Below are 15,103 nucleotides of genomic sequence, written 5' to 3'. Positions count from 1 at the left end.
CGTATCCGCGAAGCTATGCGCTCAGACCGCACTTTCCAGTTCGGATCTGGCGGTGGGGTTGTCGAAGTTGACGAAACATTCATCGGCCAGAAGCACAAGAAAGCCGAGGCCGCACGTGGCTACGCTCACAAGAACGCCATGCTAAGCCTTGTAGACCGCACAACGGGCCGCTCAAACTCTTTCGTTGTTAAGGATGTGTCTAAGGCCACGCTTCTCCCTGTCCTTCGCGAAAAATATCGCCAAAGAAGCAATTGTCCACACGGACGAGGGGGGCCAGTATTCTAAGATGGGCTAAGACTTTGCGACGCATAGCAAGGGCAACTACGTTCGCGGTAACGTTCAGACAAACACGATTGAATGCTATTTCAGCATCTTTAAGCGCGGCGTGAAGGGCGTCTACCAGCACTGCGCCAAGAAGCATCTCCACCGCTATGCGGCTGAGTTTGAGTTCCGGCATAACAACCGTATAGCTAATGGTGCGGATGATCGACTTCGGGCTGACCTTGCTCTGCAGTCGATCGTAGGAAAAAGGCTGACGTATAAGCAGCCCCTAAACGACTAAGTTATTGGCAATCCTATCTACTTAGGAATTGCCAATGGAGTCAGTATGTTATAAAAAAGTGGTGCGGACGACCGGACTTGAACCGGCACGGGGCGAGTGCTTCCTAGGGCGGCCCCCGTAGCATCCAAAGCTACTATGTCTACCATTTCCACCACGTCCGCAGTGGTCCGCCCCAACCCTACTAGCGCTGGGTGAAGGGCGGTTTGCTTGATACTATATCAAGTCGTCAGCATCTACGGAGGGGGCATCTTTTGTCCTTTCGTGGTTAGAGTTCGAAGCGGAGGGTTCTCCAGGCAAGGATTGTTCCTCCGCTTCACCTTTATTCGTTTGCGCCAAGAACCAGCGACCGCTGTCCTCTCTGTATTTCCCCGATGCTTTTCCGTTGCGCAGTTCGCTTCTGATGGACGTAGCCTTTATCATCTTCTCAAAATCCGTTGCCGCACGATTGGAGATTTCCTTCGGGGTTAAGCCAGGATTTGACGCCAGAACTTCCATCACAAATCTTGGAACAATGCCTTTAGGAGCGCGCTTTCGCTCCGATGCTGGTCTATCATCGATATGCACAGGATCAGAAACCTTGTGCGCTCTAGGTTCTGCAACTGGCGCTTTTATATCAGAGTCTACAGATGTAAGATGCGCCAGCATTTCACGCTTGGCGTCCACTTTGCCGCGCTCATATGCAGCCGATTCAATACGGCGAATAATCGCGGCAATCTCGTCAATGTTGGTGCTGCTCATGAGTCGCCCCTTCTTAATGCTGCGGAGACGTTATGACGAAAACCATAACAACGCAAGGTGAGATTATGATCGGTAAAAAACAAATGAAGAACAAGTAAAGCGCTTCAAAGAAGCCGCCAGCGAGGTAGAAACGGACACGTCCGACGATGCCCTTGACAGGATCATGGGCAAGCTCGACCTGACAAAGAAGCCGGAAGCAGACGACAAGAAGGAAGACTAACCGCACGCCATTTCTGATGCGTTCAGGTTAACCACGGCGGCGGGTACGCAAAGTATAACATCGTCTTTTTCTTTGCCTAACCCAGATAGGCACGCAGGGCGGCGGGCGGATCCGCGAACAGCGCCTTGGTATCGCGCGGCGGATGCGCCATGCCTTCCGCCACCAGAATCGTCTGCCCGGCCACCATCACCGCTTCCTGCGGGTCATGCGTCACCATCAGAACCGTTGCGCCGGTTTCCTGCGCCAGCTCGCAGACAAGCGCCAGCATTTCCGCCTTCAGCGCCGGACCCAGCGCGCCGAACGGCTCGTCCAGCAGCAGCAATGGCCGCGCCCGCAACAGCACCCGCGCCAGCGCGACCCGGCTGCGCTGTCCGCCGGACAGGGCCGCCGGCTTGCGCGCGGCCAAACCGCCCAACCCAACCCGATCAAGGCTCTGTTGCACCTTGACCTGCTCTGCCGCGCTTAGTCGCAGATCGGGCCGCAGACCAAGGCCGACATTCTGCGCCACGGTCATATGCGGGAAAAGATTGTTGTCCTGAAACAGAACGCTGATCGGCCGACCGCCGGGGGCCAGCGGCGCCAGATCCTGCCCGTTCCACAGCACGCGCCCCGACTCGGGCGCGAAAAAGCCGGAAATCACGTCCAGCAGAGTGGATTTTCCGGCCCCCGAAGGCCCGATCACCGCCACCCGCGCGCCGGCGGGCACGCTGAAATCCGCGCGCAACACGAACGTGCCCTGACGGATCACGATCTTCTCAAGCGTCAGCATCCACACGCCCCCCTCTGTCGAACAGCCAGAACAGGCCGAGGCTCAGGATCAGCAGCAACAGTGCCGCGCCTGCCGCCTGTTCCATCCGGTAAGCCGCCATCAGCCGGTAAAGCTGCAACGGCAGCGTCGCCTGCGACGGATCGGCGAACAACGCGATCACCCCGAGATCGCCCATCGACAGCGCCGCCGCCAGCCCGGCCGAAAACCCGATCGGGCGGCGCAGGCGCGGCAGCAGCACAAGGCGCAGATGGGTAAAGCCGCGCATGCCAAGGCTTCGGGCCAGCTTGCCATAGCTCTCCTCTGCATCGCGCAGCGCGGGCACCAGCGCGCGGGTGGCAAAGGGCAGGCTCATCACCGCATTCACAACCGCCGTGACCGGCAGGGCCAGCGCCACGGGATCGGCGATTGGAAACAGCAGAATGAACAGCCCCGTGCCGATCACCAGCGGCGAGGCGGCGATGGCCAATGCGCCCACCCCCTCCATCATCCCGCCCGCGATGCCCCGGCCCAGCCGCACGGCCGCCAGCGAGAGCGGCAAGGCCAGCGCCAGGGTCAGCACGGCAGACCCAAGCGCCACCGCCACCGACCGCCCTGCCGCCGCGAAAACCGATGGGGGCAGCGTGAACAATGCACGCAGCCCGTCTGCCACGATCATCGCCAGCGGCAGGATCAGGAACAGCGCGGCCAGCGCGATCCAGGCGCCGTCCAGCAGCCTCAGGCCCCGATGCCGCGCGTCCCAGCGGGCGACGATCCGGTCAAGCCCCGCACCGCTGACACTCGGCACCGCCACCCACAACGTGAGCGCCGCCGCGATGGCCGACAGGCCGAATTGCACCAGTGCCAGAAGCGCCGCACGCGACAGGTCGAACTCGAATCGAAACGCCTGATAGATCGCCAGTTCCACGGTGGTCGCCTTCGGCCCGCCGCCCAGCGTCAGTGCCACCGCGAAGCTGGTCATGCAGATCACGAAGATCACCATGAAGGCGCCCGGCACAACCGCGCGCAGCATCGGGCGTTCCAGCCAGCGGGTCACATCGCGGGCGGCAAACCCGAGCGACGCCGCCAGCCGGAACCGCTCTGCCGGGATCGAAAGCCATCCTTGCAGGATCAGCCGGGTTGCCAGCGGCAGGTTGAAGAACACATGCGCGATCAGCACGCCCTGCAACCCATAGACGGAAAGCGGGCCGATCCCGACCACACCAAGAGCCGAATTCAAGAGACCATTCCGCCCGAATACGGCCAGAATTCCCAAAACCACAACGATGACGGGCAGAATGAACGGCGCCCCGAGCAGCGTGATCAGCAGGCCCCGGCCAGGAAATCGCCGCCGTGCCAGCGCCCGCGCGACCGGCACCGCCAGCGCGACGCTCAGAAAAGCCGACAGGGTGGCCTGCATCAGCGTGAACCGCACCGCCGCCCAATCCGCCGGGCCAAGCGCCGAGAACCGTTCGGCGCGCAGGAACACCGCCCCCAGCGTGCCCAGCGTCAGCGACAGGATCAGGGCGGCCACCGCCGCCCCGACCCAGACGCTGGCGCCTATCGGCTGAGCGCGGCGCGCCATTCCTCTAGCGCCTTGTCACGCATCGCCGCAGCCTCCGCGGCCGGGTAAATCAGGGACTGTTCCGGCGGAAGTGGCGCGGAAAACCCTTCGGGCAGGCCGCCATCGGGGATCACGGCGGGATACATCCAGTTGGTCGTAGGGATGATCGACTGGAACGTCTCCGACAGCATGAACCGCAGAAACTCCTGCGCCAGTTCCGGCTGATCGGAAGAGGCGATCCGGCCCGCCACCTCGACCTGCATGTAATGCCCCTCGGCGAAGGGCGCGGCGGCCTTGGTGTCATCCCCTTCCGCGATGATGTGATAGGCGGGCGAGGTGGTGTAGGACAGCACCATATCGGCCTCGCCCTCAAGGAACATGCCATAAGCCTCCGACCAGCCTTTGGTCACGGTCAGGATATGCGGCGCCAGCCCCTGCCACATCGCCTGCGCCCCGTCACCATAGGCCGCCTTGACCCACAACAGCAGGCCTAGGCCCGGTGTGGAGGACCGCGGATCCTGAATAACGATCTTCAGCGCCTTTGGCGCGGCGGCCAGTTCGGCAAAACTGGCGGGCGGGTGCGGCAGTTTCGTCTTGTCATACACGAATGCGAAATAGCCCCAGTCGTAGGGCAGAAAGAGCTCATCTTCCCACGAAACCGGCAAAGATAGAGCCACATCCGCCACCCCATGCGGCGCGAACAGCCCGGTTTCGGCGGCGGCGGCTGTCAGGTTGGTATCGAGCCCCAGCACCACGTCGGCATGTGTCCGCTTGCCCTCGAGCCGCAGCCGGCCCAGCAGCGCGGCGCCATCCCCCGCGCCGACGAACTGCAGATCGCAGCCGCATGTCGCCTCGAAGGCGGCCTCCACCTGCGGCCCCGGCCCCCATTCGGAAATGAAACTGTCATAGGTATAAACGGTGAGCACAGGCGTCTGGGCACCAGCCATGGTGGCAAGCAGGGCTCCCGCAGCGAAAATCGGATATCTCATGGTCATCCTCCATCCACGACGGGCGGGGTCAGGGTATGGAGTTTGTCCAGTTACCTTCCCTCCGCCGGTCTTAACCGGTTCAGGTTCAACGGGTTCGCGGATGCATCTCAGCCCGGACAGGGCACCCCGAGGTATCGCCGACCGTAATACACCGCTTGACGCGGGGCAAGCGAACGCGGTTGTTGGGGCCATCGTTCTTGTAATTCCGGGCGGGCAGCCTTAATCACATCATAAATTCTGAATATGAAAGACACCTTCCCGTGCGCCTTCCAGCCCTGAGAGCTTTCGAACGCTACCTGCCGATCCTTGATTGGGGGAAACGCTACAACCGCGATACATTCACCAATGACATCGTCGCAGCGGTGATCGTGACGATCATGCTGATCCCGCAGTCGCTGGCCTATGCGCTGCTTGCGGGCCTTCCGGCCGAGATGGGGCTTTATGCCTCGATCCTTCCGCTGATGGCCTATGCCATCTTCGGCACCTCCCGCGCGCTGGCGGTGGGGCCGGTCGCGGTGGTCTCGCTGATGACGGCGGCCGCGGTGGGCAACCTGGCGCTGCAGGGCACACCGGAATATGCCGCAGCCGCGATTATCCTGGCGTTCCTGTCGGGGCTGGTGCTGCTGGTGATGGGTTTTTTCCGGCTGGGCTTTCTGGCCAACTTTCTCAGCCATCCGGTGATCGCGGGGTTCATCACCGCCTCGGGGATCATCATCGCCACCAGCCAGCTCAAGCATATCCTGGGCATACCGGCCTCGGGCCACAACCTGCTGGAACTGGTGCACTCGATCCTGGCGCATCTGGCCGAGGTGAATTTCTGGACGCTGGCCATCGGCGTGCCGACCACGGCCTTTCTCTTCTGGGTCCGCAAGGGGCTGAAGCCACGTCTGATCGCCGCCGGCATTCCGCCGAAACTGTCGGATATCCTGGCCAAGGCCGGGCCGGTGGCCGCGGTGGTCGTGACCACGCTGGTAACCTGGGCACTCGGGCTGAACGATCGCGGCGTCGCCATCGTCGGCGACATCCCGAAGGGCCTGCCGCCGCTGACCATCCCGAAATTCGACATGGAGATCTGGACGAGCCTCATAGGCTCGGCGGTTCTGATCTCGATCATCGGGTTTGTCGAATCCGTCTCTGTCGCGCAGACACTGGCCGCCAAGAAACGCCAGCGCATCGTCCCGGATCAGGAACTGATCGGGCTGGGGGCCTCCAATATCGCGGCGTCGATCAGTGGCGGTTACCCGGTCACCGGCGGGTTTTCCCGGTCGGTGGTGAATTACGACGCCGGCGCCGAAACCCCCGCCGCCGGGGCCTTTACCGCCGTGGGCATCGCGCTGGCCACGCTCGCGCTGACGCCGCTCATCTTCTTCCTGCCCAAGGCCACGCTTGCGGCCACCATCATCGTGGCGGTTCTGTCACTCGTCGATTTCTCGATCCTGCGCACCACCTGGACCTATAACAAGGCCGATTTCGCCGCCGTCGCCGCAACCATCCTGCTGACCCTCGGCTTCGGGGTCGAGCTTGGCGTTTCTTCCGGTGTCCTGATCTCCATCCTTCTGTATCTCTACCGCACCTCGCGCCCGCATATCGCCGAGGTCGGCCTGGTGCCCGGCACCGAACATTTCCGCAATATCGAACGTCACAAGGTAGAAACCTCGCCCGAGATCCTGACCATCCGGGTGGACGAGAACCTCTATTTCGCCAATGCCCGCTATCTGGAGGATTACCTTTATGACCGCGTCGTGGGCGACAAGCAGCTCAAGCATGTGATCCTGATGTGCTCTGCGGTGAATGACATCGACACTTCCGCGCTTGAATCGCTCGAGGCGATCGACCACAGACTGACCGATATGGGCCTGAAACTGCACCTTTCAGAGGTAAAGGGCCCGGTGATGGACAGGCTCAGCCGCACCCATTTCCTGCACGAACTTTCGGGCCGGGTGTTTCTGACCCAGTATGGCGCCGTCAGGGAACTGACGCCCGCAAAACAAAAACGGGCCTGATTGGCGGCACGTTGTCGCGATCGGCGGAAAGTTGTGCCGGAACAGAGCCAGCAGGTTTGACCAGCGCCCGCGTACACTTAATGTTACACGGGAAATTCGAGAAACTCAGGGAGTGACCCAATGAAGCTTAAACTCGCCCTTGCCACCGCCGGCCTTCTGGCCGCCGCGCCCGCCTTCGCCGACAGCCACGGCGCGTCGGGCGACGTGGCCGCCGGGGAAAAAGCGTTTCGCCAGTGCATCGCCTGCCATGTGGTGGTGAATGACGCCGGCGAAACGCTGGCCGGGAGAAAGGCCAAAACCGGCCCGAACCTTTACGGCATCGCGGGGCGCCCGGCCGGGTCTGTCGAGGGGTTCAAATACTCCAAGGGCCTGCAGGCCGCCGGCGAGGCCGGGCTGGTCTGGAATGAAGAGGCTTTCGCGGAATATGTAAAAGACCCGAGCAGCTTCCTCAAGGAAGTGACCGGCGACAGCGGCGCGCGTTCGAACATGTCTTTCAAGGTTCGCAAGGAAGGCGACGCAGAAAACCTGTACGCCTATCTGGCCAGCCTTTCGGCCATGTAAGCGACCCCAACGAAAGCATGAAGGCCGCCCGGGTTTCCCCACGGCGGCCTTTTTCATGGGCCTGTCCAGGCTTGCGGCACACGGCCCCTGCGGCTATTCCCGCCGTGAAAAGGAGCACAGCGCATGAGCATCAACACCTTCGGCCACCTGTTCCGCGTCACGACCTGGGGCGAAAGCCACGGCCCCGCGCTCGGCGCCACGGTCGACGGCTGCCCGCCGGGCGTGCCGGTGGACGCGGCGATGCTGCAGCACTGGCTGGACAAGCGCAAACCGGGGCAGAGCAAGTTCACCACCCAGCGGCGCGAGGCCGATGAGGTGAAGATCCTGTCAGGCGTGTTCGAGGGCCAGACGACGGGCACGCCGATTCAGCTGATGGTCGAAAACACCGACCAGCGTTCGAAGGATTACGGCGATATCGCCGAGAAATTCCGGCCCGGCCATGCCGATATCACCTATTGGCAGAAATACGGGATACGGGACTATCGCGGCGGCGGCCGGTCTTCGGCCCGCGAAACCGCGGCGCGCGTGGCCGCCGGCGGCGTGGCACGCGAAGCGCTGAAAACGCTGGTGCCGGGGCTGGAGATCACTGGCTACATGGTTCAGATGGGCCCGCACGGCATCGACCGCGCCCGCTTCGACCGGGACGAGATCGGGCGCAACCCGTTCTGGACGCCCGATGCGAAAGCCGCCGAGGACTGGGCCGCCTATCTGGACGATCTGCGCAAGAGCGGCAACTCCGTCGGCGCGGTGATCGAGGTCGTCGCCCGTGGCCTGCCCGCCGGGCTCGGCGCCCCGGTTTATGGCAAGCTGGACACGGATCTGGCCGCCGCGATGATGTCGATCAACGCGGTGAAGGGCGTGGAAATCGGCGATGGCATGGCCAGCGCCGCGCTGACAGGCGTCGAGAATGCCGATGAGATCTTCATGGGGAACGACGGGCAGCCGGTGTTTTCCTCCAACCACGCCGGCGGCATTCTGGGCGGCATTTCCACCGGCCAGGAGGTTGTGGTGCGGTTCGCGGTAAAGCCGACCTCGTCAATCCTGACACCGCGCAAGACGATCACGCGTTCGGGCGCGGCGGCCGAGATTGTCACCAAGGGCCGGCACGATCCCTGTGTCGGCATCCGGGCCGTGCCGGTGGGCGAAGCGATGATGGCCTGCGTTTTGCTGGATCATGTGCTGCTGCACCGGGGGCAGATCGGCGAAAACCGCGGAAAGATCGGATAGGGCGCGCCGGCGACTTCATGCCTCCGGCGGGGATATTTTCGGAAAGATGAAGCTCAGCGCGGCTGTTTGGCCAGTTGTACCGCGAGAATGCCCGCGGCGATGATCAGCACACCGGCGATATCCATGGGGCCGAGCGCCTCTCCCAGAAAGAGGGCGGCGATAAGCACGCCGAGAAACGGGTTGAGAAAATGGAAGGTCGCGGCGCGGACCGTACCGATGCGGCGCACCAGCAGGAACCAGGTGAGCGTTGCCGCCAGCCCCGGCACGAGGGTTGTATAGATGAAGGCGGCGATCAGAGACCCGCTCCACGTGACCTCCCAGGTTTCGAGGCTCAGGGCGGCGACGCTCAGGACCGCGCTGCCGACCAGCATCTGCAGACCGACGATCATCAGGACGTTCCCGCCCGACGAGGCGCCGCGCACCGCCAGCGTGGCGAAGGTGAGGGCCAGCACCCCCAGAAGGCACAGGGCCAGCCCGTAGGTATCGGCGCCGCCCTCGATCCGGCTGGCCATGATCACCGCCACCCCGGCAAAGCCCGCGACCAGCCCGGCGATGCCCAGGGCGGGCAACCGCTCTCCATAGATCAGCCAGCCGGCCGCCCCGACCATCAGCGGCATGGACGACGCGATGATTGCGGCCAGCGAGGCCTCGATCGTCTGCATCGCCACGAAGTTCAGGCCGAGGTAGAGCGCGTTCTGGCAGATACCGAACAGCACCGTCGCCCGCCATTGCGCCCGCGTCAGGCGCCAGCTTTGCCCCATCGCGCGGGCGATGGCCACGCCCAGCAGGCCGGCGATCAGAAAGCGGATGGCCAGCGCGGTGAGCGGCGGGGCGTCGGCCACGATGAACCGCGCCGAGGTAAAGGCCGAGGACCACATGAGGGCAAAGGCCAGCCCCATGCCGAGCGCACGGATATCCATCATTCCTCCCAAACGAAAAGGGCCGCCGAAAGGCGACCCTAGAGTATTCTGCGGTCCGGGCAACCCCGGCCGTATCAGCCGTTGACGCTGTCTTTCAACGCCTTGGCGATCGTCACCTTGACCACCTTGTCGGCTTCCTTCTTGATCTGCTCGCCGGTGGCGGGGTTGCGCACCATACGCTCGGGCCGTTCGCGGCAATAGATCTTGCCAACGCCGGGCAGCGTGACGGCACCGCCATCGGCCACTTCCTTGGTGATCACGCCTGTGATCGCATCCAGCGCGGCGGATGCGATTTTCTTGTCAGCACCCATTTCATCGGCCAGGGCGGCAACCAGTTGGGTTTTGGTCATCGGTCTTGCCATTTCTGTCTCCTCGTTCCTGCCCTCTCGCGTCGGGGCTCATCCGCGTAATTTAGCGGGATATTGGGTGCGGACACAACGATTAGTGGGAGGCGAGAGGGTGATTTCCCGCATTTTGTGCTGATTTCCGCCACGTCAAAGGAAGGCGGTTTCCTCGAAACTGCGCAATTTGCGGCTGTGGATGCGTTCCAGCGGCATATCGCGCAGCGCTTCCATCGCCCGGATCCCGATCAGCAGGTGTCGCGACACCTGTGTCTTGTAGAAATCGCTGGCCATGCCGGGCAGTTTCAGCTCGCCGTGCAGGGGCTTGTCGGACACGCACAAAAGCGTGCCATAGGGCACCCGGAACCGGTAACCATTCGCGGCGATCGTGGCGCTTTCCATATCCAGCGCGATGGCGCGGGATTGCGACAGGCGCTGCACCGGGCCGGACTGATCGCGCAGTTCCCAGTTGCGGTTGTCGATGGTGGCCACGGTGCCGGTGCGCATGATCTGCTTCAGATCATAACCTTCGAGCTGAGTCACCTCTTCCACCGCGTCTTCCAGCGCCACCTGAATCTCGGCCAGCGCCGGGATCGGCACCCAGACCGGCAGGTCATCATCCAGCACGTGGTCTTCGCGCAGATAGGCATGGGCCAGCACGAAATCGCCAAGCCGCTGGCTGTTGCGCAGCCCGGCGCAATGGCCCACCATCATCCAGGCATGGGGCCGCAGCACGGCAATATGATCGGTCGCGGTTTTGGCGTTGGACGGGCCCACGCCGATGTTCACCAGCGTGATCCCGGCGCCGCCCGCGCGTTTCAGGTGATAGGTCGGCATCTGCGGCAGTTTCGCGGGCGTGGGCATCGGGGCATCGGCATCGGTGATCTCGATATTGCCGGGGCCAACGAGGCTGACATAGCCGCTGCCGGGCGTTTTCAGCATCTTGCGGGCATAAAGCTCGAACTCTTCGACGTAGAACTGATAGTTGGTGAACAGCACGTGGTTCTGGAAATGCTCCGCCCCGGTGGCGGTGTAGTGGCTGAGCCGCGCCAGCGAGTAATCGACCCGCTGCGCGGTGAAGGGCGCCAGCGGCGCGGCGCCATCGCCATACTGAAAGCCATAGCCGTTGACGATATCGTCATTGGTGGTGGACAGGTCGGGCACGTCGAAGACATCGCGCAGCGAAAACGCCAGCACCCCGTCCTGCGGCACGGTGACCGATGCATCGCCGGCCACTGCGAAATGCACCGGGATCGGCGTGCGTGACGAACCGACGCTGACCGAAACCCCGTGGTTTGAAATCAGCAGGCCGATCTGCTGGCGCAGATAGTTGCCGAACAGATCGGGCCGGGTGACGGTGGTGGCATAGGTGCCCGGATCGGATACATGGCCAAAGCTCAGGCGGCTGTCGACCTGCGCATAGGTCGTGGTGACGAACCGCACCTCGGGGTAGTAGGCGCGGTAGCGCGCGGTGCGCGGCTTGCCCGACAGCGTTTCCTGAAACCTGTCGCGCAGAAATCCCGTCGCATCCTCGTAGAGCTGACACAGCCGGGCGACAGCCGCGGCCGGATCGCTGAAGCTTTCCGGTTCCACAAGGGGGGGCGTTTCGATCGGCAGGTTCTGGTCAGAGGCGGTCATGCGCGGAAAATCCTGAAGGCAAAAGGGGGCCAGCGAAAAAGGGGCCGGTGCTCTGGCGGGTCGTCATATGATCCATGGCCCCAATGTCATGACTTGGCCGCCCGGATCAAGCCCCGCCCTTGCAGTCGGGCAAAGATGGCCCGATGATCCGCGCATGACAAAAACGCTTCTCTCCATCGGCCATGGCTATAGCGCGCAGGCGCTGGCGCGGCTTCTTCTGCCACGCGGCTGGCGCATCATCGCCACCACGCGAAGCCCCGAAAAAGCCGCCCGGCTGTCGGCGGAAGGGGTGGAGCCCGTCATCTGGCCCGGCACCGATCTGGCGGGCCTGCTGGCCGGGGCGACGCATCTTCTCAGCTCTGTCTCTCCGGGCGCGGAAGGTGACCCTGTTCTTGCCGAACTCGGCCCGGAACTGGCCAGGGCGCAGCATCTGGAATGGGCCGGTTACCTTTCCACCACCGGTGTCTACGGCGATCATGGCGGCGGCTGGGTGGATGAGGATACACCGCTGACCCCCGCAACCGAACGGGGCAGTGCCCGCGTCACGGCAGAGACCGGGTGGCAGGCGCTGAACCTGCCGCTGCACATCTTCCGGCTGGCGGGGATCTATGGCCCCGGCCGCGGTCCCTTTGCCAAGTTGCGCGCGGGCACGGCGCGGCGGATCATCAAGGACGGCCAGGTGTTTTCCCGCATCCATGTGGACGACATCGCGCAGGTTCTGGCCGCCTCCATCGCCCGCCCCAACCCCGGCGCCATCTACAATGTCTGCGATGACGATCCCGCCCCGCCGCAGGATGTGATCGCCCATGCCGCCACCCTGCTTGGCCTGCCCGTGCCCCCCGCCGTCGCGATAGACGCGGCCCCGATGAGCCCGATGGCCCGCAGTTTCTATGCCGAGTCAAAGATGGTGCGGAACGATCGCATCAAGGCCGAGCTGGGCGTCGCGCTGAAATACCCCACCTACCGCGACGGTCTTTCTGCATTGCTTGCCGAAGAAGGGCTGGACCCGGCCTGATCCAGGCACCATCTTGAATGTGTAGGCGTAACGGGCAGGAACGAGTCATGACCGCAGAGGCGGATTTGGGCAGCATCACCGAAGTGCTGGAGGCCCTGCTGGACGCCAGCAATGACGACCGGGTGACTGTCCGGCAAATCGTGGAAAAGATGGGCGAACGCTCGTTCGCGCCGCTTTTGCTGATCCCCGCGATGATACTGGTTTCGCCGGTTTCCTCGATCCCCGGCATGCCGACCTTCGGCGCGATCATCATCGCCCTGGTAACGGTCCAGATGCTGTTGGGGCGCAAGCATCTGTGGCTGCCGGAAAAACTGGCCGAACGGTCCATCACCGCCGACAGGCTGGAACGCGCGGTGAACTGGCTGCGAAAGCCCGCCGCCTGGATCGACAGGCATGTGCATCAGCGCCTGTGCTATCTGACGTTCCGGCCGCTCAGCCACTTTGCCTTGCTGACCTGCCTCGCAGTGACGATGGTGATGCCGCTGATGGAATTCGTGCCCGCCCTTGCCACGGTGGCGGCCTTTGCCATCACGCTGTTCGCCATCGGGTTGATGACCCGTGACGGCGTGTTCGTGATCGGCGGCTACAGTTTCACGGGGCTGGGCGTACTGGCGGCCACGCTGATCATCTGACGCGGCGTTCGACAAGCTGGACCACGCCCAGCACCGCCAGCACCTTCGCCTCGATATCCGCCGCGTTCAGCTTTGCCACCGCGTACATATCCGCCGGGCTGGCCTGATCTATGAAATTATCCGGCAGCACCATCGAACGGTATTTCAGCCCGGTGTCGAACACGCCTTCCTCGGCCAAAAGCTGCGCGACATGTGAGCCGAACCCGCCGATGGCGCCTTCCTCGATGGTGATCAACGCCTCATGCTCTTTCGCCAGCGTCAGGATCATCTCACGGTCCAGCGGTTTGGCAAAGCGGGCGTCGGCCACGGTGGGCGTGATGCCGCGCGCCGCCAGGCTTTCGGCCGCCGCCTGAACCTCTTGCAGCCGCGTGCCGAACGACAGCAAGGCGATGCGCGATCCCTCGGCGATGATCCGGCCCTTGCCGATCTCCAGCGCCCGCCCGCGTTCAGGCAGCTCAACCCCCGCACCTTCGCCGCGCGGAAAGCGAAAGGCGATCGGGCCGTCGTCATGCGCCACTGCGGTGGCGACCATGTGCTTGAGCTCGGCCTCGTCGGCCGCCGCCATCACCACGAACCCCGGCAGGTTGGCCAGAAAGGCCACGTCGAAACTGCCGGCATGGGTGGCGCCGTCGGCGCCCACCAGCCCGGCCCGGTCGATGGCGAAGCGCACCGGCAGGCGCTGGATCGCCACGTCATGCACCACCTGATCATAGCCGCGCTGCAGGAACGTGGAATACATGGCGCAGAACGGTTTCATCCCGCCCGCGGCCATCCCGGCGCAGAAGGTCACGCCGTGCTGCTCGGCGATGCCCACGTCGAAACAGCGGGCGGGAAAGCGCTCGGCGAACAGGTTCAGCCCGGTGCCGTCGGGCATCGCGGCTGTCACCGCGACGATCTTGTCATCCCGCGCGGCCTCTTCGATCAGCGCCTGCGCAAAGACCTTGGTGTAGGACGGCGCGTTGGAGGGGGCCTTTTTCTGCTCGCCCGTCACCATATCGAATTTCGCGGTGGCATGGCCCTTGTCATCGGCCAGCTCGGCCGGGCGATAGCCCTTGCCCTTTTTCGTGATCGCATGAATCAGGATCGGCCCGTCGGCCCGCGCCTTGACCGTGCGCAGCACCGCCAGAAGCTGTTCCATGTCATGCCCGTCGATCGGCCCGACGTAGGAAAAGCCCAGTTCCTCGAACAGGGTCCCGCCCACGGCCATATGCTTCAGCATGTCCTTGGCCCGCCGCGCACCATGCTGAAGCGGCTGCGGCAGCAGGCTGACGGCGCCCTTGGCCGCGGCCTTCAGCTCCTGGAACGGCGCGCCGGCGTAGAGCCGTGACAGGTAGGATGACATCGCCCCCACCGGCTGTGCGATCGACATCTCATTGTCGTTCAGAATGACAATCAGCCGCTTGTGCAGGTGCCCCGCGTTGTTCAGCGCCTCATAGGCCATGCCCGCGCTCATCGCGCCATCGCCGATCACGGCGATCGCATCACCCAGCGCGGGTTCCGGCGCGCCGCCCAGATCGCGCGCCACGGCAAAACCCAGCGCGGCGGAGATCGAGGTGGAACTATGCGCCGCGCCGAACGGATCATAGGGCGATTCAGAGCGTTTGGTGAATCCGCTCAGCCCGTCTTTCTGGCGCAGGGTGCGAATACGGTCGCGCCGCCCGGTCAGGATCTTGTGCGGATAGCATTGATGCGACACGTCCCAGATCAGCCGGTCGCGCGGCGTGTCGAACACCGCGTGGATCGCCACGGTCAACTCGACCACGCCCAGACCGGCGCCCAGATGCCCGCCGGTCTGCGATACCGCCGAAATCGTCTCTGCCCGCAGTTCATCGGCCACCTGCTCCAGCTCGCGGTCGCTGAGCACCTTCAGGTCGGCCGGGCTGTGCACACGGTCCAGCAGCGGCGTATCGGGTCTGTCGCTCATCGCGGGCCCTCCTTGGCGGGCGGA

At 63.8% G+C, this 15,103-nt stretch carries 14 protein-coding genes, 1 tRNA gene, 1 pseudogene and 1 riboswitch; of the genes and pseudogenes, 7 read left to right on the top strand and 9 right to left on the bottom strand.

Annotated features, from left to right (window positions below; genetic code table 11):
• The first annotated feature begins 81 nt into the window (after window positions 1-81).
• Complete coding sequence (locus GGR17_RS20625) at window positions 82-285, top strand: hypothetical protein (protein ID WP_369817425.1); 204 nt, start codon at window positions 82-84, stop codon at window positions 283-285.
• Window positions 286-316: 31 nt separating this feature from the next.
• Window positions 317-562 (top strand): annotated as a pseudogene (locus GGR17_RS20465) (transposase); the annotation flags it as partial.
• 59 nt (window positions 563-621) lie between these two features.
• Here the strand turns inward: GGR17_RS20465 and GGR17_RS07755 are convergent.
• The 5 genes from GGR17_RS07755 to thiB form a co-directional block, all read right to left on the bottom strand.
• Window positions 622-723: transfer RNA gene (locus GGR17_RS07755), tRNA-Pro, on the bottom strand.
• Between the two features lie 52 nt (window positions 724-775).
• Window positions 776-1,300, bottom strand: coding sequence for a hypothetical protein (locus GGR17_RS07750; RefSeq protein ID WP_157445623.1), 525 nt, complete (start codon window positions 1,298-1,300; stop codon window positions 776-778).
• 296 nt (window positions 1,301-1,596) lie between these two features.
• The gene (gene thiQ / locus GGR17_RS07745) at window positions 1,597-2,289 is read right to left on the bottom strand and encodes a thiamine ABC transporter ATP-binding protein (protein WP_054540169.1); all 693 of its coding nucleotides are present in this window, start codon (window positions 2,287-2,289) and stop codon (window positions 1,597-1,599) included.
• Window positions 2,276-3,850, bottom strand: a complete 1,575-nt coding sequence (locus GGR17_RS07740; RefSeq protein ID WP_054540170.1) for a thiamine/thiamine pyrophosphate ABC transporter permease ThiP — start codon at window positions 3,848-3,850, stop codon at window positions 2,276-2,278. The genes thiQ and GGR17_RS07740 overlap by 14 nt, the downstream gene beginning before the upstream one ends.
• Complete coding sequence (gene thiB / locus GGR17_RS07735) at window positions 3,826-4,818, bottom strand: thiamine ABC transporter substrate binding subunit (RefSeq protein WP_054540171.1); 993 nt, start codon at window positions 4,816-4,818, stop codon at window positions 3,826-3,828. The genes GGR17_RS07740 and thiB overlap by 25 nt, the downstream gene beginning before the upstream one ends.
• A 39-nt stretch (window positions 4,819-4,857) precedes the next feature.
• Window positions 4,858-4,957, bottom strand: a riboswitch (TPP riboswitch).
• A gap of 121 nt (window positions 4,958-5,078) precedes the next feature.
• Between thiB and GGR17_RS07730 the strand changes: the two genes are divergently transcribed.
• From GGR17_RS07730 to aroC, 3 genes are all read left to right on the top strand, one after another.
• Complete coding sequence (locus GGR17_RS07730) at window positions 5,079-6,821, top strand: SulP family inorganic anion transporter (RefSeq protein ID WP_054540172.1); 1,743 nt, start codon at window positions 5,079-5,081, stop codon at window positions 6,819-6,821.
• Between the two features lie 120 nt (window positions 6,822-6,941).
• The gene (locus GGR17_RS07725) at window positions 6,942-7,382 is read left to right on the top strand and encodes a c-type cytochrome (protein WP_054540173.1); all 441 of its coding nucleotides are present in this window, start codon (window positions 6,942-6,944) and stop codon (window positions 7,380-7,382) included.
• Window positions 7,383-7,505: 123 nt separating this feature from the next.
• Complete coding sequence (gene aroC / locus GGR17_RS07720; protein WP_054540174.1) at window positions 7,506-8,609, top strand: chorismate synthase; 1,104 nt, start codon at window positions 7,506-7,508, stop codon at window positions 8,607-8,609.
• A 53-nt stretch (window positions 8,610-8,662) separates the two neighbouring features.
• Here the strand turns inward: aroC and GGR17_RS07715 are convergent, their stop codons facing one another.
• The 3 genes from GGR17_RS07715 to GGR17_RS07705 form a co-directional block, all read right to left on the bottom strand.
• On the bottom strand, window positions 8,663-9,529 hold the full coding sequence (locus GGR17_RS07715) for a DMT family transporter (protein WP_054540175.1): 867 nt from the start codon (window positions 9,527-9,529) through the stop codon (window positions 8,663-8,665).
• Window positions 9,530-9,603: 74 nt separating this feature from the next.
• Window positions 9,604-9,891 (bottom strand): HU family DNA-binding protein, encoded by a 288-nt coding sequence (locus GGR17_RS07710; RefSeq protein WP_037204725.1) that lies wholly within the window; start codon window positions 9,889-9,891, stop codon window positions 9,604-9,606.
• 132 nt (window positions 9,892-10,023) lie between these two features.
• A complete protein-coding gene (locus tag GGR17_RS07705; protein ID WP_054540176.1) occupies window positions 10,024-11,508 on the bottom strand; it encodes an AMP nucleosidase in 1,485 nt (494 codons plus the stop codon).
• A gap of 154 nt (window positions 11,509-11,662) precedes the next feature.
• Here GGR17_RS07705 and GGR17_RS07700 point away from each other — a divergent pair, with 154 nt between their 5' ends.
• Together GGR17_RS07700 and GGR17_RS07695 are read left to right on the top strand one after the other, a co-directional pair.
• A complete protein-coding gene (locus tag GGR17_RS07700; RefSeq protein WP_054540177.1) occupies window positions 11,663-12,523 on the top strand; it encodes an SDR family oxidoreductase in 861 nt (286 codons plus the stop codon).
• 47 nt (window positions 12,524-12,570) lie between these two features.
• Complete coding sequence (locus GGR17_RS07695; protein ID WP_054540178.1) at window positions 12,571-13,155, top strand: exopolysaccharide biosynthesis protein; 585 nt, start codon at window positions 12,571-12,573, stop codon at window positions 13,153-13,155.
• On the opposite strand, the gene dxs is transcribed toward GGR17_RS07695, so the two are convergent.
• On the bottom strand, window positions 13,148-15,079 hold the full coding sequence (dxs, locus tag GGR17_RS07690; RefSeq protein WP_054540179.1) for a 1-deoxy-D-xylulose-5-phosphate synthase: 1,932 nt from the start codon (window positions 15,077-15,079) through the stop codon (window positions 13,148-13,150). The genes GGR17_RS07695 and dxs overlap by 8 nt on opposite strands.
• Window positions 15,080-15,103: the final 24 nt, after the last annotated feature.

It is taken from the genome of Actibacterium naphthalenivorans, from assembly GCF_014196965.1.
GTDB lineage: Bacteria > Pseudomonadota > Alphaproteobacteria > Rhodobacterales > Rhodobacteraceae > Actibacterium_A > Actibacterium_A naphthalenivorans.
The sequence above is the reverse complement of the archived record's forward strand: the minus strand, read 5'-3'. Positions and strand labels throughout refer to the sequence as shown.